Consider the following 23,388-nt stretch of genomic DNA (forward strand, 5'->3'; position numbering starts at 1 on the left):
ATATTTAAGGAAGTTGTTTGAGGATACAAATATGAACGAATAGCTTTAGCACATTTTTTAAGCCATTTTTCTAGGATTTCTGACGTTAGTTCTTTCTTAGGTAATTCAGTTATTAAGCTGTATTGCTGTTCATAGACTTCTATTATCTTGTCCAAAGTTGTTTCATCAGGTGCCGAAAGTTGCTGAGTTCCTTTTGCTTGATTAGGAGTGTAAATCTCCATAAAACAACGCCAAGCTAGTCGATATTTCTCAATTTCTTGATGACTTAATCCTGCATTTTTTAAAGCAATTATTAAACGTTTTTGACTAACTTTCCTTAATAAAGCCCAATCACTACAAATATCAGTTTCTCTTCGTTGTCGTAAAGTATTGGTAATAATACTTCTAAAAATTTGACTTCCATAACTTTTTAGAGAATTCCCCAGTTCTAGATCAAAACCTGTTAATACTTTATCCATCGAAGCGATCGCTATTTGAAACCCATCGGATAATTTATATTGTAGATTAGAAAATTTACCAACTGTGTTTTGTGCTGCCCAATAACAGGATTCTTGTAAATAAGCTGACAAGTGATCTTTACTTAGAGGATAAGATTGTTCTTGCCATTTTTTATGCCAAAAAATAACCCAAAATTTTTCTGAGGTTGTCGAATCAGATAAATTCTTAAGATTAACTTCCATACTACGACGTAATTTAGGGTCAATTAACCAACCCCCAAAAGAATCAGAAGCTAATTGAATAAAACTTGAAAATGATTCAAAGATATCTTGACGAGAACGCATTAGTTTATTACTGGATTGATGGGAACGCACAAAGTCACATCGGTACAAATATTTGCGTATTTGTTAGCGTATGGTAAATTACTAGCTATTAAAGTTAAATATTAAGTAAGTACATTATGTTCTGTTTTATTCTAAGATAAGCGTTAAATACCAAAAATTAAGTAAAACTTAACATAGAATTAAACTGAGAAAAAGCAATTTCTTACCATTGATCTCAAAAAGCTGTGCTAGTTTACTGATAGGAATAAGTATTTGAACTTAATAAAACCAGAGAAGATTTTTGAAAGATAAACTCACTATAGTCTGCTAAATCATCCAGTCCCAGAAAGTTAAGCAAGATTTCAGACATTAGGGTAATAAATAGATAGAGAAGTAACTTTTTCCATTTAACTTGCATTGTTTTAATCTCCGCATTGTTATTAGATGTTTTTGAGGGTTCATTATATTAATAGATTTGACTTGAGGGATGTTATGCACAAAAAAGGGACAAGGATTTAAAAATCAAGCCTTGTCCCCTATTCATACTTTGAAGATTGAGAAATCTTAGTTAAATAGTCTCTTAAAAGAGTGAATTCCACCAATCTGTAGCCTTATCCGACCACTTATTAACAGAATCCCACCAACCACGAGCAACATCGTAATACTTAGTCAAAGTATCATCGGTATATTCCCAAAAATTCTGAACTGTGCCACCTGCATATTGCCAAATTTTTGTGGTATTACCTATCCACTCTACTTTTTTTGTTAGACTACCAGCACTGTTCCAAACGTAACGAAGATTATTGACACCATTTTCATAAAGGTTTTTGATCTGAGAACCATCACTCAACCATTCTATTTTCTCCGCTAATTTACCAGCACTGTTCCAAACGTAACGAAGATTATTGACACCATTTTCATAAAGGTTTTTGATCTGAGAACCATCACTCAACCATTCTATTTTCTCCGCTAATTTACCAGCACTGTTCCAAACGTAACGAAGATTATTGACACCATTTTTATAAAGGTTTTTGATCTGAGAACCATCACTCAACCATTCTATTTTCTCCGCTAATTTACCAGCACTGTTCCAAACGTAACGAAGATTATTGACACCATTTTCATAAAGGTTTTTGATCTGAGAACCATCACTCAACCATTCTATTTTCTCCGCTAATTTACCAGCACTGTTCCAAACGTAACGAAGATTATTGACACCATTTTCATAAAGGTTTTTGATCTGAGAACCATCACTCAACCATTCTATTTTCTCCGCTAATTTACCAGCACTGTTCCAAACGTAACGAAGATTATTGACACCATTTTCATAAAGGTTTTTGATCTGAGAACCATCACTCAACCATTCTATTTTCTCCGCTAATTTACCAGCACTGTTCCAAACGTAACGAAGATTATTGACACCATTTTCATAAAGGTTTTTGATTTGAGAACCATCACTCAACCATTCTATTTTCTCCGCTAATTTACCAGCACTGTTCCAAACGTAACGAAGATTATTGACACCATTTTCATAGAGGTTTTTGATTTGAGAACCATCACTCAACCATTCTATTTTCTCCGCTAATTTACCAGCACTGTTCCAAACGTAACGAAGATTATTGACACCATTTTCATAGAGGTTTTTGATCTGAGAACCATCACTCAACCATTCTATTTTCTCCGCTAATTTACCAGCACTGTTCCAGACGTAACGAAGATTATTGACACCATTTTCATAGAGGTTTTTGATCTGAGAACCATCACTCAACCATTCTATTTTCTCCGCTAATTTACCAGCACTGTTCCAGACGTAACGAAGATTATTGACACCATTTTCATAGAGGTTTTTGATCTGAGAACCATCACTCAACCATTCTATTTTCTCCGCTAATTTACCAGCACTGTTCCAGACGTAACGAAGATTATTGACACCATTTTCATAGAGGTTTTTGATCTGAGAACCATCACTCAACCATTCTATTTTCTCCGCTAATTTACCAGCACTGTTCCAAACGTAACGAAGATTATTGACACCATTTTCATAGAGGTTTTTGATCTGAGAACCATCACTCAACCATTCTATTTTCTCCGCTAATTTACCAGCACTGTTCCAAACGTAACGAAGATTATTGACACCATTTTCATAGAGGTTTTTGATCTGAGAACCATCACTCAACCATTCTATACTTTCGGTTAAAACTCCCGCCGCATTCCAAAAAGTTTTTTCTAGCAAGTCCCCTGCTTCATTAAACAATTCTTCAATCTTGCGACCATCAGGTAAATATTGAGTAATTAAGTTTCCTAATTGAAATATAAATCCAGAACCAAATTCATCTAGAATGACTTGAGCAATTCTATCTAAATCTTGAACGATTCCATCATATAAGGCTTTAGCAATGTTATCTAAACTATGAGTAACACCATTGTAAAGCCCTCTGGCAATGTCTCCTAAATCATTAGTAATACCATCATAAAGACCTTTAGCAATGTCTCCTAAATCATCGGTGATGTATTGATAAATCGCACCAGCAACATCGGAAATGTCGCTGTATTTATCGTAGAGAAAATCAGCAATTTGAGTAACCTGATCTAACCCTAAATTTCCACCATATTTGCTGAATGCGTCGCCAATAAGTTTAGCAGTATCCGAAATACTAGCACCAGCATCATTCAAACCATCAACAAGGGCGGAAAACGCTTCATCTGCCAGTGCAACTGCATCGTCTGCTAATAATGCACTTGCTGCCGTCGTTAAGATTGGACTACCCGTTAATAACCCAATTGCAAGTAAGGTTAAAGCCCCTTCTCGTTCCGTTGTATCAATAAAACCTTGAATATCAGAGCTAATATCCGCTAAAGAACCCGCTTCATAATTATAGAGTTCTACAACTTCTTCCACTTCGCCGTCTTTAATCAGAGGGAAGCCAAAATTACCAATGGGGAACAGGGTTGAAGTGAGTCCAAACCCCAGATCAATACCAAAATTGACGTGCAGATTATCGGGATTTGTTAATCCTGAGAGTCGAACTTTGGGATTTGAGTCTGTTAGCGGATCATCAATAAAAGGCGAATCATCTAAACGAATACCGGCTTCACCTATCAAGGAAACGTATCCTGCGAGATCAACAGTGGGTAAAGCGGTTAATAAGACAGTACCGGTGAGACTAGCGGTTAATTCGGGATTGAGAGAAAATAAATTATCCCCAACTGTGCGCCCTGATGGTGCAATGCTTCCCCCTTCGAGAACGTAAAATCCATCTGTATCAAGTCCAATGGTTGTATCAATGTTGAGGGATGCTTCGGGGGTAATGGCTACATCGGCGACCACATTAACGATGCCAAAGGCACTGAAAACAGGGGCAGCAAATATAGTTATTTCTTCTGTGGGGGCCATGAAACTTTGTTCAACATCGAGACTAATTAAATTAGCATCGTTGCCGTTGAGGAGATTAATAATACTAGATGCACTGATCAAATCAAGGTTTAAATCAATTAAAGATTGATCATCATTATTATTAATTTGGCTGGTATTTTGTCCTAGGAATTTGTCAGGATTAATGAGAATTTCGGCTGACGCAGGAACCCCAATAATTTCTAAGAGGTTTTGATTGAGTAAGGGAATATCTAAGGTGAGAAATTCTCGAATTTCTTGGGGAATAGGATTGGCTTCAATTAAGTCTCCTAAAAAGAGATTAATAATTCCTTGTTCATTACCTTGTAATAGTTGAAAAATTGCATCTATTTTCTCATCCTCTTGAACGCTATAACTACTTGCTCCAGTGGCTAAATCATAAGTTAAAGCAGCATTCCAGGTGAAATCAAAGTCATCAGGAATGATTTTATTAAGAATGGGAATATTGAGATTATTTAACGGATTATTAACCGTTAAACCAGCCGTTAATCCCAGTTCTCCGGTTAATTCAATGGCTTGTTCATTACTTAAGAGGGCATCGAGAGAAAGCTGATTATTTCCTAATAAATAGAAACGCTCATCAGTAATAGCATCAAAATCACTAAAGATGAATTTTGCCTGGGGATTCAAATTGCCGTTTTCGATACTAACTTGTGCCTCTAAAATATCACCAATTTCAGCTGTTCCTGTTAAGTTGAGCAATACGGGTAATTGAGCATCGAGACTTGCCCCTTCTATGATGAAGGGACCATTGATTAAATCTAGTCCGAAAACAACATCTAACCCTATGGTTGGTGTTGCGTTTAACTCACCATTGAGGGTAAAGGTGGCTGGGTCTAAATTCAGTGTTTCGCTGATATTATCTAAGCCAAAACTATCCCTAATAGAGGTATTATATCGTAGTAATAAAACATCTTCATTGAGATAGTTACCACTAAAGAATTGTTCAGGCGTGATCACTTTTTCTACAACAATGCCTAAAGATTCTAGATAAGCTCTTGTTCCTTCTGTGGGAGCATTAATATCAAATCCTTGTTCAATAATTGATGATAGTCCAGACGCTAAATTATCCCCAAGGATGGGAATATCTTCGGTAAATTTTGCCAACTTTAAGCTTTGAGATTCTAGGAAATTAATACCTAAATCAACTGCATTGACTAACCCATCTAAAAGGGCATCTTCTTCAAAGACTAATTCGGTTTCTCCTGTCATAAAATCCCAATACCCTGACGCAGAGATCGCTAGGTTTAAGGTATTAGATAAACTGGGTAAATTCCCTGTAATTGTCATTTCTTCAAATTCAATGCTTCCCGTTAAGGAAATGCCCTCTGGATCAATGATTGTGGTAAAATTTTCATTGCCTAAGTAGAGTCTTTCATTAAGAATATTATCCCCATCATCTATTAATAATTCAGCATCAGCAGTTAAGAGTCCTTCTCCTGCCAGACCACCATTAATTAGACCAACAATGTCAATTTCCCCTGTAAGATTAGCTCCCAAATTAAGATTATAATCAAGTAATCCCCCTTCAATTATAAACGTATTGCCATTACTATCAATGCCAAAACTAATATTAAAACCTAGGGTATTTGTTCCTTGAGCCGTCCCTGTGACTGTTCCTTCAATTGCAGAGGTTCCAAGGTCAAAAGTTTCTGAGTTTCCGATAGTTTCTGAGATATTAAATGATTTTGAAAAATCAAAGTTAAAGATAATTTCACTGTCACTATTTAGCTCAACAGTGCTAATTAAATCAGAGGTAATCATGTTACCGTCAATAGCTAATGTTACTCCACCAAAATCGTCAATTGTAGTAGATATTTCTTCAAGAATTAAGTCTAAATCTAAGTTAGCTGCATTATTTAACGTTGTCTGAGCTTGGTCAATAAGATTCGTTAATTCATTGAGAAAGGTAATAGCGGTTTGACTATCAATTCGTTGGGATAATAGGGCAATTTCTTGAACAAATAGAAGATTGTCTTCGATGGTATTTTTAACCTCTGTAAACACTGATCTAAAAGAGGATAAACTATCAACAATATCGGTTAGTTTCTCTTGCTCAGAAATTGGAAGTGGATTTTCTCCTGTATCGGTTGGAGGAGTATTATTTTCTCCTGTATTGAGACTATTCGCACCTGAGTCAATAGGAGTATTAAGGGTTAAATCATAATCAGAATTAGTATCTCCTTGATAACCATGAACTTTGAGGCGATAATCTCCAGGGGATAAACCATTTAATGAGATAATTTCTTGATCACTGACAGATAATCCAGTCAAAAAATCCGTATTTTGGGATAAATTTTGGTCAGTTGTTTCAATTTCTGTTTCATTTAAGAGTGGAGTCAAATTAAGTTCTGTCTCTGACCCAGATAATAATAAAGTATTTGTATTTGTCTCTAAATAACTCAAATCTCCTATCAATCCCGTTGTATTAGGAGAAACAGAAGTGTCAAGATTTGTTAATATGGTACTAGGAGTATCCTCAAACATGACTTACATTTCCTCTATTTTTTGATTGTTGGACTTCCTCTTAACTTCATAGATGTGAATAAAGATATTTATGCAGTGAATGCGCTAACTTAAGGCTGTACTCGGAATTTACAAAGGGACAGGGGACACAAAAGAGTGGAGTGAGAAACTATTTGTAAAAAGAAAATAAAACTCAGAACTTACACCTAGTCAAATTAATTCACTCTCACGCTACGTTTTGGAGAGCAGGAGAGGGAGTAATTCCTTTCCTGACTTTAATCAGTCCTCAAGCGGATACCAGAAACCTACGCTCGTCTAAGGACAGAGCGTAGGCAGTTCACTCAAAAACACAGAAATAGATTGACTAATAATTAGCTTGAGATGAAGTAGGAACATTACGAGACTGTTCTGTATTTCCTGATTTCTGTGCTGTGCCATAATTGGGAAAAGACATCGGTGCTTCTAAAGTTAAGATATGAACACTACCTTGGGGAATTTGGACAACAGACTTTTCTTGTGGTGTTTCCGCTCCTAATTCTACTAAAATACCAAGAGCATTCCCTCCTAACATACCTTGCATCATGGTGTCATTTTTTTCACTTTTGTTGTCTGAATCACCAAAAAAGCTTGCAATACTACCACCCAGAGAACCTAACATTTTCCCTTTTGGTTTTTGTTGAGGTGCTTGAGCTATGGTTACTTTTGTTTCAGCAAGAACAGGACTAACTGCATGAATAGGAAGAGCTTGAGAGCCAATTACAACGGATTCAGCGACAATTCTTACCCCTTGTTCTGTAGAAACCAGTCGAGTAGTAATAGGAGAATTTTGAGGAATAATAACATTACCGAAATTATCAACAACAGGCTGCGCTAATAAAGCGGTTATGGGGCTAGTTTTACCTTGTGAGGGTTCAAATTGTATGGGTTGAGAAAAACCAACGGTAAAAGCAGTAGATTTGTTGAGTGTAATTTCTTGATGGTAGTGAGAAGATGATTGATTGACAAAAGTCTTAGAATTAGCCATAACAGGAGAAGTGAGAGGGATCATTGCGCTTAAGGTAGCGAAGGTTAAAATGATTGATTTTTTCATGACAAATAGCTCCGAATAAATTAGATAGTAGATAAACAAAAAACTTGACTTATTAGGGAAAAATTAATAGTTTTCCTTTTCATTTTTTCTAGGTTAGAAATTACTCTATGCTGGTCGGTTTAAAAAAAAGAAAACTTATTCTTTGGGATAAAGAAGACTTGGAAATCAATAAAACTTTCTTGTCTTCCTTTCTCCCTTGTTTCCTCACACCTTTCATCTCACGGACTGTTTAGGTTTAACCGAATAGTATTAATAAATTACCAACCCTGCATTAAATTGTTAAAGATTTGCATTTGAGAATTACTGTTAATCTCCTCTATTCTCACTTTTTCTTTTGACTTAATAGCTTCACGATTGGTCATTGTGTTATCGTAATTCATTTGAACTTGTCCTGCAGTGTGGATTTGTGTTGATTGAACTTTTTGTGCGGCATCTAAATAAGCAGAGCAATCATGACCAAGTTTTGCATTACTAACCTGTCTGTCATGCTCAATTTCAAGTCCTTGGGCTCCTGATTTTTCATAATCAGAACTTGAACTTGCTGTGTCATGGTTTTCGTTATGACTGCTGTTTTTGCCACCACCTTTTCCGTCCAACAAACCCCAAGCATAACTACCACTTCCACTTAATTCTTGATTGCGTGAACTGATGTTAGAGTGACTTTCGCTATTACTGTTAGATTGACTCATAGAATCTTGATTATTAATGGCAATTCTTCCTTTATCACTAATCGCATCTGTACGAAGAGCAATATCAGTACACAAAGTATCTCTTTGAAATTGATCAGATTTCGGAAAATATTCAGCCCCTGCGGAAGAGAAATATTGAGCTTGTACAGGGGTGATAGCACCAAAAAGAGTCGTTGTAGCGATGAGTGCTGATAATAATTTAAAGCGCATTGGTTAACTCCTTAAATGTGTGTGTTGAGTTGAGTAATGAAGGATTAACTCCCTTCATTTATTCAATAGATTCGGACTCAGAAGTTTATGCACAATTGATAGGATTTTGAGTAAAAATTATTTCTGATTCTTCAAACACCCTTTATTTATAGAAGTTCCCATACTTGTGCGATACAGAGCTTATCCTTTTGATAGCAGTTTTCATATCGATAGACTAAAGAAGAAAATAAAAAAATAGAAGCGAGACGAACTCACTTCTATTATTATTTTCTGAAGTCAAAGAAACTTTTAAAAATTATGAAGAGGGAGTGGAAACTGGTTCTTCGATAAAAGCTCGGATCTCAAGAGTCTCGGGTACAGTTTCAGGTGCGACATAATTTTTTGAGTCAATTTCCTTGAAGTCTTGAGTTTCTTCTCTTCCCATTTTCTGTATTTGACCTTTATAGTTTTTCTGTAATTCTTCAGCTAATTCATCACTAATAATACTGATTTTCCCTCCACTATTTGACGTTTTTTCTTCGACTTCGGACGTTTCTATCTCTATAATATCTGATACTGTTTCTGTCTCAGGATTAGCAACATTTTCTAGTTCAATTTCATTCAATTCTTGAATTTTCTTAGTTGCTGTTTCTTTTTCTATTTGAACCTCTTGCTCTAATGTTTCAGCTAACTCATCACTTACCTCAGTTTCCATAATACTAATAGCAGGTTCTTCTTTTGATGTTTCTACCACTACCTCTTCAACCACCTCGGTAGCATCACTGGACAAGGGGACTAACTTTTTTCCTAATGAGTCAACGGTTTCTGCTTGTACACTTAATGGTAAAGCAACTAGGGGTAAACTAACGATGATAGCAGCAAATTTAGTTAATTTCATCATGGTTCTCTCTCTAATAATTGTTGATGTTTTATCCTTTCACTTAACCTATAGATTGGGTTTAAGAAATTTATGCACATTTGATAGTAGGTTGAAAAAAAATAATTAAATAAGTAGATATTTACTTCAAAAAAAAGAAGCGAGATAAACTCACTTCTACTGTTACTATCTGAAGTCCAAAAAGCTTTTAAAATTACAAAAATGGGATGAAGGATTTAAAAAAGGAAAAAGGACCATCTTCCCCCTCGTCCGTTTCTACCTCAGAACTATCAGACACAGTTTCTGTCTCATCTTCAGTAGCATTTTCTGAGTCAATTTCTTCTGATTGTTGAGTTTCGTCTGTGACCATTTCCTGTTCTATTTGAACCTCGGAATTAAATTCTTCAACTAACTCATCATTAACCTCAGTTTCGATAATACTAATGGCAGGTTCTTCTTCACTCTCATTTGTTTCTACTTCAAGACTATCAGACACAGTTGCTGTCTCATCTTCAGTAGCATTTTCTGAGTCAATTTCTTCTGATTGTTGAGTTTCGTCTGTGACCATTTCCTGTTCTATTTGAACCTCGGAATTAAATTCTTCAACTAACTCATCATTAACCTCAGTTTCGATAATACTAATGGCAGGTTCTTCTTCACTCTCATTTGTTTCTACTTCAAGACTATCAGACACAGTTGCTGTCTCATCTTCAGTAGCATTTTCTGAGTCAATTTCTTCTGATTGTTGAGTTTCGTCTGTGACCATTTCCTGTTCTGTTTGAATCTCAGGGTTTAATGTTTCAGCTAACTCATCATTAACCTCAGTTTCCATAATACTAATAGTAGGTTGTTCGATTGATGGTTCTACTACTACCTCTTCAACCACCTCGGTAGCACTATTGGATAACGGACTTAATTCTTTTCTGTTTGAGTCAACGGTTTCTGCTTGTACACTTAAAGGTAAAGCAACTAGGGGTAAACTAACGACGATAGCAGCAAATTTAGTTAATTTCATCATGGTTCTCTCTCTGATTTTAATAGTTTTGGATGATTTATCCTTTCACTTAACCTATAGATTGGGTTTGAGAAATTTATGCACATTTGATAGTAGGTTGAAAAAAAATAATTAAATAAGTGGATATTAAATAAAAAAAATAGAAGCGAGACTAACTCACTTCTATTATTATTTTCTGAAAGGTAAAAAATAAAAATAATGAAAACTTAGAATCCAGGAGGAAAAGCAGGACCATCATCAGAAACATCTAAATCAAGAAGACTGTTATGCAATGTTGAAGTACGACCATTATATTGATTACGTTGATTGACACCATTCAAGTATTCAGTTCCATATTCTCCTGCTTTGTGGCCAATTTGACCCCCATAGTCCCTACCTAATTCTTCACCGAACTTACCACCAACGTAACCTCCTGCTGCCCCACCATAAGGCCCACCAACATAAGTCCCGGCCGCAGTTCCTCCTACTGCACCACCCACTCCTCCGACAAAGCTTCCTAAATCTTGTCCTAATGCTTCGGCAGTTTGAGCTTGTACACTTGAGGATAAAGTAACTAAGGGTAAACTGACAACAATAGCAACGATTTTAGTTAATTTGGTCATGATTCTTTCTCTAACTTAGTTGTACCATGAAGATAATTCATCGTGCTGTAGATGATTTATCCTTTACAGTTAGGCTATAGGTTGAGTCAAGAAACTTTATGCACCGTTTCTCTAAAATCCGTCAAAGTCTTATTTTCTTTCTCATTGGGTTGTTGTTTACTATAGCAATTATTCCAGTGAAGGTTTATGCCCATAATATACAGATTAGTCAAACCTTAAATTCTGGGTTAGAACTGGTTAAACAGGGACAACAATCTTATCAACTGGGACAGTTTCGAGATACGGTTGAGAATTTACAGCAAGCCATTACAATCTTTACTCAACAAGAAGATACCTTTAATAAAGCTATTACGTTAAGTAATTTATCTTTAGCTTATCAACAATTGGGAGAATGGGAAGAAGCAAAAACAGCTATCAATAAATGTTTTGAACTACTTGCATTTAAACCTAAAAATTCTGTTGATAATTTATCCAAACAACAAGCTCTTATTCTTGCACCTGCACTGAATATTTATGGACGTTTGTGGTATCAACAAGGACAAGGAGAACTTGCCCTTAATAGTTGGCGTAAAGCAACTCAAGTTTACCAAAAATTAAACAAAAAAGAGGGAGTCATTAGCAGTCAAATTAATCAAATTCAAGCTTTACAAAGCTTAGGTTTGTATCAGCAAGCAAAAGAAATGTTTATAATTATCGAACAAGGACTTAATGAAGTATCTTTATCATTACAAGTAAAAGGATGGAGAACGTTAGGAGAATTATGGCAAACCTCTGGAGATTTACAAGTCTCTGAAACAATGTTAAATCGAAGCTTAGTGATTGCTCAAGAAATGGATGATGCTGAAGAAATGGGGAGAACTTTATTAAGTTTAGGTAATTACTATAGAGAACAAATTGATTTAATTCAGGAAAGAGAAAATAAAAACAAAGTTTATGATACAAATTCTTGGCAATGTTTTGATAACAATATATCTCAAGAAATTTTATCTTTATCAGAACAAGCTTCTAATGCTTATCAACAAGTGGGTTTTAACTCGATAAATCCTTCTCTTATCGTTAAAGCACAAATTAACCATTTAGATTTATTATTAAAGACGAATCAAATTAGTCAAGCACAACAAATTACACCAACTATAAAGGTATTACAATTATCTCCTGGACAAAGTTCTATTTATGCTCAAATTAAATTAGCTAAAAATCAAGCTTGTCTTCAACAAAAGTTAGCAGCTAAACCTAATCTTAGTTCTTGGGACAATATAGAAACTGCTTTACAAACAACCGTTCAACAAGCGAAAAAATTAGATGATAAACGAGCTTTATCTTATAGTTTAGGTAATCTTGGAGGTTTCTATGAATACTTAAGTTTAGAATATAATCAATTAGACTTTTTATCACAAGCTCAACAATTAACTCAAGACGCTTTATTACTGGCACAACCTTCGCAAAATCCTGATATTGCCTATCTTTGGCAATGGCAACTTGGTAGAATATTTGCTAGTCAACAAGCAACAGAAAAAGCTATAATAGCTTACCAGGATACTGTTAAAACCCTGGAGCAAATTAGAGGGGATTTACTAACCATTAATACTGATGTTCAGTTTTCTTTTAGAGATAATGTTGAACCAATTTATCGACAATTGGTTAAACTGATTTTAACCAATTCTCCCGAACAAGGATTAAAATCTAATAAATTAGCCGATATTATTGATTTAATTGATGCTTTACAATTAGCGGAATTAGAGAATTTTCTGCGCTGTGATTTAACTTCAGTTGCCACTAATCAATCAAATTTTGATACGATTCAAGAAGCTGCTTTAATTTATCCAGTCATCCTTGAAGATAAATTTTATATTCTTTATAAACTCCCTAATCAATCTATTAACTACAAATTCACCGAAATTCCTCAAACTGAAGTAGACAATACGCTTATTACATTACGAAAAGCATTAGGTAGTCAAGATAATCAAACCTTTATAGAAACCTCCCAAAAAGTTTATCAATGGTTAATCAAACCTCTTGAAAATGATTTGGAAAATAGTCCTGAAGTAACAACCTTAGTTTTTGTGCTAGATGGTTATTTAAGAAATATCCCTATGGCAGTTTTATATGACAAAGAAAACCAAGAATATTTAGTCGAGAAAAAATACGCTTTAGCTTTACTTCCCAGTTCAAAATTATTAAATTTACAGCGCCCTTCTCAATCACTTAATGTTCTAGCTGCTGGTATTAGTGAACCTTTACAAGTTGAACAACGAAACTTTAGAGAAATTAAAGCCCAAGATGAAATAGAAATACTCAAAAAAATTGCTCCAACCGATGCTTTATTAAATGCTCAATTTACTCAAAATAATTTACGAAAAAAACTAGAAGATAATAATTTTTCAGTTCTTCATTTAGCCACTCATGGTAATTTTAGTTCAGATCCCCAAGAGACTTATATTCTTGCTTATGGCGAATTATTAACCCCTAATGAGTTAAATAATTTATTAGGAATTGAAACAAACCAAGGCATAAATGAGCTTGATTTATTAGTGCTTAGTGCTTGTCAAACCGCTTCTGGGGATAATCGTGCTACCCTAGGCTTAGCTGGTTTAGCGGTTAGAGCAGGAGCAAAAAGCACTCTGGCTAGTCTTTGGTTAGCCAATGATGATTTTACAATTCCTTTAATTCAACGTTTTTATGAAGAATTAACCAAAGGAGTTAGCAAAGCCGAAGCCCTTCATCAAGCTCAAAAATCCTTAGTTTATCAAGAATTTGATGGAATAAAACTGCTTAATTCTCCCTATAATTGGGGGGCTTATGTTTTAGTCGGGAGTTGGCAATAATTTCGCTTATGGATTCTTTTACCTAACTATAAATTGGGAACAATCACAACACATTGAAAGGGCTGCTCCTAGACTAATATAGTCTAATTCTAAATGTTCCCTTAGGATAATTTCCTTCAATACTATTTCCGACACATGATCCTTGATGTTTTTGGTTGCCTCGTCTCATAAAGATTACTGTGTTGCCTTCTCCACTTCCTCTAATTTCAGCATTTTCGCCTGGAAGGTTTGTATAACCCCGAAAGCTAAAATGATTGTTCCTGGTATTCTTATCGTCTACATAAACAATATCAAGTTCTCCTTTCCAGAATCCATATCCAACATGAGGATGTTCGCTCCAAGAAATAGTTGCACCATTGTAAGGTGAAGATGCTTTTTTCAATAATGAAAGACAATTTGCTGCACTAGCAGGCTGAATGTTAGTTACCAATAAAGCAATTCCAGAAGTAATACCTAGTAATGTCTGTAACTTCATAATCTAATTTTCTCTCCTAAGCTAAACAGTTGAGTTACTTATTACTAGATACCAATCTCTAAATTTATGCACCCTACTTACAAAAACTAACTACTAGATTGATCAGGACGTGCGTGAAGATATTTGCTAGTGATCTCCACACTACTATAATCAATACTGGGTCTGGCTGCAGATCAATAGAAAAACCAGAGAAATTGTCGGTTGTTATATTGGTGACCGTTCCCGTGAATCGGAATCACTACCCAACACTTCTGCCTAGTTACGGCGTTTGAGGAGTATCTGATACTCAAACGCCGTTACCAAAAGATTCTTGACTCAATTTTTCTTGATTAATAGCTTCTAAAAGATTTAGCCAAGCCTTATTTAAGTCAGAATCTTCAGGATTAGTAAAATATTGTTCAGCTAAAGTATTAATGGCATCGTACCAAATTTCGTTATCTTGATAGATAAGATAATCTTCTTTTTCAGCCGAATTTAATTGATTATTTAGTTCAGCCGATATAGGAACTCGCTTAACCCATCCTTCCAGGACTAAATCGGGATCATCGGTAGTATTTCCTGTACAATAAGCTATTAATTTCCAGCGATAAAGTTTATCAACTTCTAGAGCATATTGAGGTTGTTTTAAAACGGGAATTTTCATCAGTCCCGACCCTTGACTTAGTTGAAGTGAGGTTTGATAAATATTTTTTAAAGAATTTTGTTGGGGGTCTTCAATAATAAATTGAATCTCTTTTATATCTTGGGGTTGATAAGGAATATAAAACCAAAAAGTGGGATGAGAAGAGACAGTAAAATCTTTACCATTATAAGCAGCCAAAGCCGTAAGGGGTAAAGAAGTATTCTGACAAATGGCATCCGGTCGAGTTCCACCAGGGGTCGGCTTTCCTGGGGGAGTTCCTGTTTCTGGTGCCGGGGGAAGTTCTGCCCTTAATAATACAGGCAATTGGTTACTGTTAATTAACGTTAAAAAAGCAATACAAAAAATTACTTTTGTGAAGTAAGATATTTTTTTCATCGTCTTTACTATTTCTACTTTTTTATTTTAGAGATAAACAAAAGCCTTTATGCACTTAGGAACTAAACGTTAATTAAAATTAATCTCTAACCAGCTTATAAAACCCCTTCAAACGCTTACTTATCAATTTGGATCAGTTCTCTTTCCCTACTCATTTTGACTTATTGATGATCAACATAAAATTGTCTTGTTTCTGAAAATTCAGGATATAACAAAATTAAAAATCTTATATCCTGACTCATTAGTTTTATCATGACAAAGGTTTATCTAATCTTAGTTTAGTAAGTAACCAAGCTCCTCAATTTGACCGGATGGAAATTCTATCAAGGCAGATGAATAGTCGTTAATGTTAACTTCCAACAGATATGTTCCGCTTGAATACACAGAAAAGGTTATCCCCCCAATATATTCATCTTCATAGGGATCTTCCATATTCATATCTTCGTAAGAAAAAGAGCAATTGACCCTATCCCCTTCATGTAGTTGTAGAGATCGACCATTATCGTTAGGTTCAATCTGAAAATAAGTGTTTGGCGTATCGCAGGTTAACGTCCAATTGGCCATTACATTTTCAACAACAACATCATATTTTGATTGAACAGCAAAATGAGAACCTGAATCAGTTTCGGTACTAGGCGCACTAGGAACCCAAGTGCTAGGATCTACAAACGTATTCTCAAAAATTGTGCCATCAAAAAACCCTGCTTTAGCTGGAACCACAGTACAAGCAATGACGCTTATGCCTAAAAGTGCTTTAAAAATTAGAGATTTTGCATTGAGTTTCATGTCTTGTACCTTCTACAGAGTTTTTAGGAAGAGAGTTGAGCTATTTTTTCTCAATCTCAATTGCTGACTTAATTTCTTTTAGGACTCAATGATTAGATTGATGCACAAGGTTTTAAAAGGGATTAAAAATCAATGAAAAATGAAGACCATGTTCTTGCCATGTATTATCAATTCGGTTATTGGGAGTTAAGGGAATACCCCAATCTAGACGCGCACTGAAAATATCTCCTTGTTGCCATAACACACCCAACCCCACAGAGGCTAAAGTAGCAGGATGAACAGTCGGCCGCTTCAGGTTCCATCCGCTACCATAATCAACAAAAGGAATAAGTTGTACTAAAGTGTCATATTCCTCAATGCGTAACACAGGTAAACGTATCTCTGCGTTAACAATAATCCCATTATCCTTAAGACGATAATTTTGAGCGTAACCTCGTACCGTTCCTGCACCCCCTAAAACAAACTGTTCTAGCGGAATTAAAGGATCTGAACTAATTTGAATATCACTACGAATTAAAAATAGAGTATCACGGTCTAACACACGGGCCCATTGTGCTTGTCCGCGCCAAGTAAAATAACGATTTTTCGGGGCATCGGGATTAATGTCCGCATCAAAAGGGCTAGTAATTCCGAGAAAATCTAAGCCCATATTAAACGAAGAACGAACGGCAATCACTTCTTGCGAGTTCCGTTGTAACCATTCTTGAAATAACCGTAGAGTGGTAATGCGAGTTTGTCCTTTAATATTTGCCCCAGGAGACAAGGGAAACGCTATACCCCGTAGAAAATTATTACTTTCTTGACGTTCTAAAGATAATCCTAAAACCACTTCTTGTTGCGGGGTTTGGAACACGGGTTGCCTAATGGTCAAGTCATAATTTTCGTAATGAGAATCAATATCAAATTCGTCAAACGGCGGTTTAACAATGGTACTGTTGGTGGTTCGGTATCTAAACCTGACACTGCCATTGTAAGGGTTAATGGGAAGGGTATAAGAAACCTCGACATCATTGCTGCCATCGCTGTTACGATATTCTGCTCGTAACGTATCCCCCCACCCTAATAAGTTGGCTTCTGAGATAGCCCCACCCCGTCGAAACCCTCCCACACTGGGGGTACGGTTATTATCGGAAAGTCCTTGCAAAGAAAAAGTATCCCTCGTGGCAAATTTGACTGTTAAAATACTGGTTCCAGGACGAACTCCATTAGAGAGTTGAGCAGAAATTTGTTCAATGAGAGGATCTAGTTGCAGCAGTTGTAATGCTTCTTGAAGACGATTAATATTTAAGGGTTTACCTACAGCCACAGCAATTCGAGAACGCACATATTCAGGATTAAGATCAAGTCGTTCCCCTTCATTCATAGGACCTACTTGAATCTCTTCTAATTCCCCTTCAATGACTTCAACGACGACTATCCCTTTTCCTTGTAGTTGAGTCGCTTTAGGAATAGAAATTACTGCTCCGGATGTACTATATCCCTTCTCAGCGTACACTTCAGCGACAAAAGACGCAACTTGTAATAATTGTGATACCTGAAGGGGTTTATTGGTCAATCCTGTAGTGACTGCTTCGGTTAATTCCTCGTCGGTAAACACTGTATTACCGACAAATTGAAACTCTGTTAGTATTATTGTCTGTCCTGTATCGGGAGCAGTTTCGGGTGACGGTTGTTCTGGAGAGGGAAGCAAATCTTCGGGTGATGACGTTTCTGGAGGTGACGGAAGGGAAGGGGGTGGTTGAGTAGGAATTAAGTCTCTTAGAGGCTGTAAGTCGACTTCTGAGGGGGTGTCTATAGTTTGAGCTATGAGTTTTTGTGCCACCATACTATTCAGTAGTATGATGAATATTCCTACACACCATTTTGCAGAAACGTTTGCCATTTGCTCCAATTAATGAATTTTTCATAAATTAGCATTATTTCAGCCAAATTGGTTTAATAGTGGTTTTTATCTTAGGTGAGGTTTAATAGGTTTTTAGAAGGTGCGAATACAGTTGCTACTCCCCCCTTTGTCCTGCAATCCCTATAGAGGAACCTTTACCCCTAACCTCAATGCAGGATTATTGCGCCACCGGTCAGCCACATGAGCATACAAAGCAGTCGTCCTCGGATCAGCATGGCCTAACAAATCCTGAACCTGCCTTAAATCCGACCCTGCCCTAATGGCCAAAGTACCTGCCGTATGCCTCAGAGAATGTGCGCTCAACTGTCGCTGTGGTTGTTGAAACTTATGAGACTTAGACGAAGCAGATTGTGCAGGACTTTGTTTTTCCCTTATAGACGGTTGATGAGACTGATTAGATGCTCGTTTTTTACTTTTGGCTTTCGTTGGCTGCTCCTTTAACCCTGATGCTCGTAAATACTTATCAATCACTCGCTGAATGGAACGACGACTTAATCGCCCTCCATGAGTCCTTTTATCTAAGGCAATAAACAAAGGGGTATCCGCTAACAATGCCTCCCCTGACCGCTTCCTAGCATTCAAATACTTATTCAGCAGCTTCGCTAGATCAGGGGTTAACGGCACAATGCGTCGAGATCGCTTCCCCGATACCCTGATGCCAATATCACCCCCTCGTTTAACAATATCCCCAATACAAGCGCGGTGCATCTCCACCGTTCTGCATCCCTCCAATACCATCACCGCCACCAGAAACCTATCCCGTAACGCCCCAATGGTATTCTCAGTGGGCAAACTCGCCAATAACCCTGTTACTTCAGCTTCTTCCAGGTAATTAATCCGTTCTGCCGGATCAATATTTTCTCTGGGGGGTTTTATCCCCAAAGCAGGATTAGCCAATATTAGACCCCGTTCTACCGCCCCGGCATAAAAGCGACGCACCACCGTTAATTTTAGAGCGATGGTCGCACATTTATAATCCTGAATTTCTACCAACCAACGACGGTATAACTTGATGTCATCCCTTGTGGCATCGAGGGGATGGAGACGAAGAGAGTTACACCAGCCAAAGAACTGTCTCACCGTACAAGCGTAGGTTTTCACCGTATCATCAGCTGCATTGCCATCAGCAGTGTCCAGGCGAACGAAAGCAGCAAAGCGATCCAATAAATCAGTGGGGGTGAGATCCGAGGAGGTAGTTTGGGTCAGCATAAGCGTCGGATAAATCCTTTTGTAGATCAGGCTCAAATGCCCGATACTGACCTCATTAGCATACCATAGTGCGTCGGATAATTACCCTTATACGACGTTAAGTGAGAACGGCTATTCCCGAATAAAATAGAGAAAACCATTATAAAACCAACACCCATGTTATCTATCAATCTAGATAAAGAAACTGAAAGCTACCTAGCAGAAATCATCTCCAAAGAGAACATTACCTCAGAAGAATTATTAAAACAGCTAATTTACCAACATTGGCAAACCTTACAACCCCGTCAAACCCTAGTAGAAAGACGAGGAGGACACCCCAAGCATTTACTTCAAGACGCTCAAGCTGACTTATCATTACGAGAAAATCGTAAAAACATCGTAGCCAGTCATATTAAAAACCGTCATCAAAAATCCAATTAATGAAGAATTATCCCCCGATTATTCTCACAGATAGTAGTATTTTAATCGCTTATTACAGTGCCAAAGATAACTATCATGAGAAGGTTTGTCGCTTTTTTGAACAATGTACCAGTGAACTAATTACTACTACGGCTTGTGTTACGGAAGTCATGTATCTTCTCAGTTCAGATTATCGGACACAGAATGAATTTCTTAACGATTTAGCCCTAAAACTTTATCAATGTATTCCTCTCATATCAGAAGACTTTGCCCGAATTAAACAACTCAATGAACAGTATGCTGACTTACCTGGAGATTTTGCTGATCTATCCTTAATTGCTATTTCTGAAAGACTCAATATTTCAGCAATTATTACCCTAGATAGTGATTTTGATATTTACCGTCGTTATCGCAAACAACCCTTTGAACGGATATTTTTGAGCTAACAAGGCTAATCGCTTAGTTAGGTTTTGTCTAATAGGTCATGATTTTTTGGCTCATCTAAAGGGGGGATTTAGTCAGCATTTAAAGTAACAACTTTGCCATCTTTAAGAATACTAATTGACTCCCCTAATCTTCGGTGTCTCTCATAAGAGTTCGGTATTTCAAGATTGATTAATCATCAAACTCTAATTAAACGGGTGTTTTTTCTCGTTCTAAAGGTGAATGATGTAAGAGCATCAATTGAGTTTCTGTTAAGGTTTCGATAGCGTAAGCTTTTCCTGTATTATCACTAAATTCGACCTCAAAAACTCCAGGTTCGTATTCTTCTACAATGGTTCCCACTTGTCCCCGATAAAGGTTGAGTTCGGGTAAATTTTCTAGTAAGGCTACAATGTCTAAGAGTTTCATTTTTTTTCTCCTTAAAGTAGATAACAGGTGACTAACCGAGGAAAGTTTTCATCATTCCTAACTATCCAGACGCTATGCACAATGGCGGTTTTATTGTCTCTTGTCAAGGGAAAGTCAATAATATATTTTTGTCCGTAAGAGTTGGCTTTATCAGGAATTGCTGAGTAGGTTTTAACCGCTTCTAATAGGGCTTGCTTGAGTTCTTCTATATTATCAATGGTGAGGTTTAAAGCTGATTTGAAAACACGGGCTTTGTGTTTTCCTTCGTCATGGTTTACATTCAGGGAATAACCCGCTAATTTATTATCATCAATGAAGGTTTTTGAAGGGTTAGGCAGTTTCATTATAATTGTTTTTCTCTTAACCCTATTTTATCATAATTAATTATTTTTGTATTACACCTTGTTTAACAATATGTTAATCAGTTTCTCCCTTGGTTTCCTTTATGGGTTACTCTAGTTTGTATAACACATTGTTGAACAAATGAATAACGATGAGTGAGACGAAAACCAATCAAACCTGGATAACCTCTAAGAGCATAGCCATAGCTGCTAGAATCCCCCATAACCTCTATAACCAAATAGAAGCCTACGGGATGACTCATTTTGCCAAGGGTGAGGGTAAATATGATAAAACAGCCACTATCATTGACCTCATCACCAAAGGCTTAGGACTTGATGGTGTTTCACAATCTGTTCAACAAAGTGTTAATCAACAAGACCTTGAACAACTTGTCAAACAGACTGTTACACAAGAATTAGAGAAGACTGTTGCTCAAAACGATATACAGAACGTCAAACAGGAGTTATTAGAATCTGTAAAACAATTTGTTCAACAATCTGTTAATAAAAGTCCAGAATCATTAGAGTATGCCATTTCCCACCATCCCACGATCCAATCGATGAAAACCCATATAGATTCATTAGATCATTATTTAGATGGGTTAACGAAAGCAATTCAGGAGTTAAAAGAACTTAAACCTCATAATCAACCCATTGAAGAAGTTAAAGAAGAGAATACAGTCATCAGAGATGATTCTCTCGAAGATACACCCAAAATAGAGAATGAGAACATTCCTTTGAGTGAAGTGGTAGAAACTAATCATCTACCCCATGAAGAAACGGAGTTTGATTCTAGCTTATCTCACGATGAGGAGGTCAAGAAAGCCATCTCCAAGGTGCGAAAATTAACAGTCACACAGCTTCAACAAATAATGAAACAGTTTAATTCATTGAAGGGGAAGACGGTTTTTACAAGCAGAGACTATTCACAGTCTAGAAAGCGTCGGAAAACTAATTTAATAATTGATGTTCTAACTCGTGAAAAAGAGAATCAGGTTTTGATGATACAAGCTATTCAAAAGACACTTAATTCTTAAAGGTTATTTAATAGTTACCCCATTGAACTGTTCTTATTTATTGCTAATAGAAAACACCTGGGAGTCTTGCCGTGTTTCGACCCCAAGTGCTTTCTTACATTACTCTCTCACACCACAAATGACCGATTAATTATCGATTTACAATAAGCTTAAAATCGCCACTGTTTTGATTCAATAGATAAGGGACACTTTGATAATTGTCACAAAAAATCCCTATCAAATGATAGGGACTCGATGATCTTTACCTTAAACGACTAAGCAGTGGCTTCAGCTTCAGGAAGACTAATTTTAACAACTTTATTTTTTTCTTCAGAAGATAATGGTAGGTTTAAATGAAGAATACCATCTTTATAATCTGCGGTAACATTGGTATTTTGAATGCGTACAGGAAGGGGGATCACTCTTTGGAATTTACCATAACGGAATTCTGAGCGAGTCTTACCATTTTCATTCGTTTCAGTTTCCGATTTTCTTTCACCAGCAATAGCCACTCGATCTACCATTACTTGAATGTCTAAATCTTTAGCTGACATCCCAGGAACTTCAAGTTTGAGATGCAAAGCGTCATCAGTTTCGGTTAATTCAGCAGCAGGGATTTTAGAGAAATTTACATTTTCTTCCCAATTAGTAGGGGTTAAAGCTTCATCCAATAAACGATTTAATTGATGTTGTAAAGAATTCATTTCTTGCCAAGGATTATAACGTACTAATACCATGATGCTGTCTCCTTTAGTAATAGTCTGATAGTTGATTAACGTAAACTGATTTGTTTATTTGTTTGGTTATTTTTATATTAATCAGATGGCAAGAGGAACGTAAGTGGGGCTTATATCCCCTATAAAGGTAGGGTTTACTCACCGAACCAATTAAAGAGCGTTTCGGTCATGAAAACCCTACTTAATCCAGGTTGATTGTTTTTATTGGGATAATATAGCTTTTACTTTTTTCGCTCTAGTAACAGCAATTCGTAATTATTTAGCTATTTTGTGAATAAAATACCCTTGGTTTGATACACTTATAAAAATAGGATAAAGAATTAATGAAAAATAGAGATAGATATCCTGATGATTGGGACGAAATTGCCTTAAGGGTTAAACAGTCGGCTAAATGGACTTGTTCTAAATGTGGGCAAATGTGTCTATCTCCTGATGACAAATTATCTATTAACCTTTGTCCTACCATCCTATATAAAGCTATTTATCCCCTATCATTACTCCTATTTTGGTTGATAATCATACAACAATGGTTGACCGATAAAAGTTTAAGAACCAAATACACCTTAACCGTCCATCATTCTGATTATGATCCCTCCAATAACCATCCGTCTAACCTCATTCCTTTGTGTAGTGCCTGTCATCTTTATCTGCACCGAGGACAACGAGGAAATATCAGTCCAGGTCAATTAAAATTAGAATTAGGAGTCTAATATGAGTTTAGATTTA

The 23,388-nt window shown here is 36.4% G+C and carries 21 protein-coding genes; 5 read left to right on the plus strand and 16 right to left on the minus strand.

The features are described from left to right. The 8 genes from CY0110_RS23885 to CY0110_RS23915 form a co-directional block, all read right to left on the minus strand. On the minus strand, positions 1-782 hold a 782-nt coding region (locus tag CY0110_RS23885; RefSeq protein WP_008278172.1), incomplete at its 3' end, for a sigma-70 family RNA polymerase sigma factor. Between the two features lie 232 nt (positions 783-1,014). Then, entirely contained in the window at positions 1,015-1,179 is a 165-nt protein-coding gene (locus CY0110_RS30570) for a hypothetical protein (RefSeq protein WP_008278173.1), read from the minus strand. 162 nt (positions 1,180-1,341) lie between these two features. Further along, entirely contained in the window at positions 1,342-6,660 is a 5,319-nt protein-coding gene (locus CY0110_RS23890) for a hypothetical protein (protein WP_008278174.1), read from the minus strand. A gap of 343 nt (positions 6,661-7,003) precedes the next feature. Then, positions 7,004-7,729, minus strand: coding sequence for a hypothetical protein (locus CY0110_RS23895; protein WP_008278175.1), 726 nt, complete (start codon positions 7,727-7,729; stop codon positions 7,004-7,006). 257 nt (positions 7,730-7,986) lie between these two features. Continuing rightward, positions 7,987-8,628 (minus strand): hypothetical protein, encoded by a 642-nt coding sequence (locus CY0110_RS23900; protein WP_008278176.1) that lies wholly within the window; start codon positions 8,626-8,628, stop codon positions 7,987-7,989. 295 nt (positions 8,629-8,923) lie between these two features. Next, positions 8,924-9,508, minus strand: coding sequence for a hypothetical protein (locus CY0110_RS23905; RefSeq protein ID WP_157464642.1), 585 nt, complete (start codon positions 9,506-9,508; stop codon positions 8,924-8,926). 190 nt (positions 9,509-9,698) lie between these two features. After that, positions 9,699-10,502 (minus strand): hypothetical protein, encoded by an 804-nt coding sequence (locus CY0110_RS23910; protein ID WP_157464643.1) that lies wholly within the window; start codon positions 10,500-10,502, stop codon positions 9,699-9,701. A gap of 203 nt (positions 10,503-10,705) precedes the next feature. Next, positions 10,706-11,101 carry a hypothetical protein gene (locus CY0110_RS23915; protein ID WP_008278179.1) on the minus strand — a complete coding sequence of 132 codons (396 nt, stop codon included), beginning with the start codon at positions 11,099-11,101 and terminating at the stop codon, positions 10,706-10,708. Between the two features lie 98 nt (positions 11,102-11,199). Here CY0110_RS23915 and CY0110_RS23920 point away from each other — a divergent pair, with 98 nt between their 5' ends. Next, the gene (locus tag CY0110_RS23920; RefSeq protein ID WP_008278180.1) at positions 11,200-13,926 is read left to right on the plus strand and encodes a CHAT domain-containing protein; all 2,727 of its coding nucleotides are present in this window, start codon (positions 11,200-11,202) and stop codon (positions 13,924-13,926) included. 73 nt (positions 13,927-13,999) lie between these two features. On the opposite strand, the gene CY0110_RS23925 is transcribed toward CY0110_RS23920, so the two are convergent. The 5 genes from CY0110_RS23925 to CY0110_RS23945 all read right to left on the minus strand — a co-directional run bounded on the left by CY0110_RS23925 (position 14,000) and on the right by CY0110_RS23945 (position 19,317). Further along, positions 14,000-14,401, minus strand: coding sequence for a hypothetical protein (locus tag CY0110_RS23925; RefSeq protein WP_008278181.1), 402 nt, complete (start codon positions 14,399-14,401; stop codon positions 14,000-14,002). Between the two features lie 286 nt (positions 14,402-14,687). After that, positions 14,688-15,419, minus strand: coding sequence for a DUF928 domain-containing protein (locus CY0110_RS23930; protein WP_008278182.1), 732 nt, complete (start codon positions 15,417-15,419; stop codon positions 14,688-14,690). Positions 15,420-15,692: 273 nt separating this feature from the next. Beyond that, positions 15,693-16,205 carry a hypothetical protein gene (locus CY0110_RS23935; protein ID WP_008278183.1) on the minus strand — a complete coding sequence of 171 codons (513 nt, stop codon included), beginning with the start codon at positions 16,203-16,205 and terminating at the stop codon, positions 15,693-15,695. Positions 16,206-16,317: 112 nt separating this feature from the next. Beyond that, entirely contained in the window at positions 16,318-18,087 is a 1,770-nt protein-coding gene (locus CY0110_RS23940) for a ShlB/FhaC/HecB family hemolysin secretion/activation protein (RefSeq protein WP_035800518.1), read from the minus strand. A gap of 141 nt (positions 18,088-18,228) precedes the next feature. Then, entirely contained in the window at positions 18,229-19,317 is a 1,089-nt protein-coding gene (locus CY0110_RS23945) for a tyrosine-type recombinase/integrase (protein WP_008278186.1), read from the minus strand. A gap of 156 nt (positions 19,318-19,473) precedes the next feature. Here CY0110_RS23945 and CY0110_RS23950 point away from each other — a divergent pair, with 156 nt between their 5' ends. Next, positions 19,474-19,737 (plus strand): hypothetical protein, encoded by a 264-nt coding sequence (locus tag CY0110_RS23950; RefSeq protein ID WP_008278187.1) that lies wholly within the window; start codon positions 19,474-19,476, stop codon positions 19,735-19,737. Beyond that, positions 19,737-20,162, plus strand: a complete 426-nt coding sequence (locus CY0110_RS23955; RefSeq protein WP_008278188.1) for a type II toxin-antitoxin system VapC family toxin — start codon at positions 19,737-19,739, stop codon at positions 20,160-20,162. The genes CY0110_RS23950 and CY0110_RS23955 overlap by 1 nt, the downstream gene beginning before the upstream one ends. A 187-nt stretch (positions 20,163-20,349) precedes the next feature. Here the strand turns inward: CY0110_RS23955 and CY0110_RS23960 are convergent, their stop codons facing one another. Together CY0110_RS23960 and CY0110_RS23965 are read right to left on the minus strand one after the other, a co-directional pair. Then, positions 20,350-20,568, minus strand: a complete 219-nt coding sequence (locus CY0110_RS23960) for a DUF4926 domain-containing protein (RefSeq protein ID WP_008278189.1) — start codon at positions 20,566-20,568, stop codon at positions 20,350-20,352. A gap of 11 nt (positions 20,569-20,579) precedes the next feature. After that, positions 20,580-20,912, minus strand: coding sequence for a DUF6883 domain-containing protein (locus CY0110_RS23965; protein WP_008278190.1), 333 nt, complete (start codon positions 20,910-20,912; stop codon positions 20,580-20,582). Positions 20,913-21,061: 149 nt separating this feature from the next. Between CY0110_RS23965 and CY0110_RS23970 the strand changes: the two genes are divergently transcribed. Next, on the plus strand, positions 21,062-21,946 hold the full coding sequence (locus tag CY0110_RS23970) for a hypothetical protein (protein WP_008278191.1): 885 nt from the start codon (positions 21,062-21,064) through the stop codon (positions 21,944-21,946). Positions 21,947-22,200: 254 nt separating this feature from the next. Here the strand turns inward: CY0110_RS23970 and CY0110_RS23975 are convergent, their stop codons facing one another. Next, positions 22,201-22,662, minus strand: coding sequence for an Hsp20/alpha crystallin family protein (locus CY0110_RS23975; protein WP_008278192.1), 462 nt, complete (start codon positions 22,660-22,662; stop codon positions 22,201-22,203). Positions 22,663-22,985: 323 nt separating this feature from the next. Between CY0110_RS23975 and CY0110_RS23980 the strand changes: the two genes are divergently transcribed. Next, a complete protein-coding gene (locus CY0110_RS23980; protein ID WP_008278193.1) occupies positions 22,986-23,372 on the plus strand; it encodes an HNH endonuclease in 387 nt (128 codons plus the stop codon). The last annotated feature ends 16 nt before the right edge of the window (positions 23,373-23,388 follow it).

This window comes from Crocosphaera chwakensis CCY0110, from assembly GCF_000169335.1.
In the GTDB taxonomy this organism is placed as follows: domain Bacteria; phylum Cyanobacteriota; class Cyanobacteriia; order Cyanobacteriales; family Microcystaceae; genus Crocosphaera; species Crocosphaera chwakensis.

Bases quoted from the DNA above. Each gene is read 5' to 3' on its own strand.
- CY0110_RS30570 (WP_008278173.1), bottom strand. From the start codon at position 1,179: ATGCAAGTTAAATGGAAAAAGTTACTTCTCTATCTATTTATTACCCTA.
- CY0110_RS23890 (WP_008278174.1), bottom strand. From the start codon at position 6,660: ATGTTTGAGGATACTCCTAGTACCATATTAACAAATCTTGACACTTCT.
- CY0110_RS23895 (WP_008278175.1), bottom strand. From the start codon at position 7,729: ATGAAAAAATCAATCATTTTAACCTTCGCTACCTTAAGCGCAATGATC.
- CY0110_RS23900 (WP_008278176.1), bottom strand. From the start codon at position 8,628: ATGCGCTTTAAATTATTATCAGCACTCATCGCTACAACGACTCTTTTT.
- CY0110_RS23905 (WP_157464642.1), bottom strand. From the start codon at position 9,508: ATGATGAAATTAACTAAATTTGCTGCTATCATCGTTAGTTTACCCCTA.
- CY0110_RS23910 (WP_157464643.1), bottom strand. From the start codon at position 10,502: ATGATGAAATTAACTAAATTTGCTGCTATCGTCGTTAGTTTACCCCTA.
- CY0110_RS23915 (WP_008278179.1), bottom strand. From the start codon at position 11,101: ATGACCAAATTAACTAAAATCGTTGCTATTGTTGTCAGTTTACCCTTA.
- CY0110_RS23920 (WP_008278180.1), top strand. From the start codon at position 11,200: ATGCACCGTTTCTCTAAAATCCGTCAAAGTCTTATTTTCTTTCTCATT.
- CY0110_RS23925 (WP_008278181.1), bottom strand. From the start codon at position 14,401: ATGAAGTTACAGACATTACTAGGTATTACTTCTGGAATTGCTTTATTG.
- CY0110_RS23930 (WP_008278182.1), bottom strand. From the start codon at position 15,419: ATGAAAAAAATATCTTACTTCACAAAAGTAATTTTTTGTATTGCTTTT.
- CY0110_RS23935 (WP_008278183.1), bottom strand. From the start codon at position 16,205: ATGAAACTCAATGCAAAATCTCTAATTTTTAAAGCACTTTTAGGCATA.
- CY0110_RS23940 (WP_035800518.1), bottom strand. From the start codon at position 18,087: ATGGCAAACGTTTCTGCAAAATGGTGTGTAGGAATATTCATCATACTA.
- CY0110_RS23945 (WP_008278186.1), bottom strand. From the start codon at position 19,317: ATGCTGACCCAAACTACCTCCTCGGATCTCACCCCCACTGATTTATTG.
- CY0110_RS23950 (WP_008278187.1), top strand. From the start codon at position 19,474: ATGTTATCTATCAATCTAGATAAAGAAACTGAAAGCTACCTAGCAGAA.
- CY0110_RS23955 (WP_008278188.1), top strand. From the start codon at position 19,737: ATGAAGAATTATCCCCCGATTATTCTCACAGATAGTAGTATTTTAATC.
- CY0110_RS23960 (WP_008278189.1), bottom strand. From the start codon at position 20,568: ATGAAACTCTTAGACATTGTAGCCTTACTAGAAAATTTACCCGAACTC.
- CY0110_RS23965 (WP_008278190.1), bottom strand. From the start codon at position 20,912: ATGAAACTGCCTAACCCTTCAAAAACCTTCATTGATGATAATAAATTA.
- CY0110_RS23970 (WP_008278191.1), top strand. From the start codon at position 21,062: ATGAGTGAGACGAAAACCAATCAAACCTGGATAACCTCTAAGAGCATA.
- CY0110_RS23975 (WP_008278192.1), bottom strand. From the start codon at position 22,662: ATGGTATTAGTACGTTATAATCCTTGGCAAGAAATGAATTCTTTACAA.
- CY0110_RS23980 (WP_008278193.1), top strand. From the start codon at position 22,986: ATGAAAAATAGAGATAGATATCCTGATGATTGGGACGAAATTGCCTTA.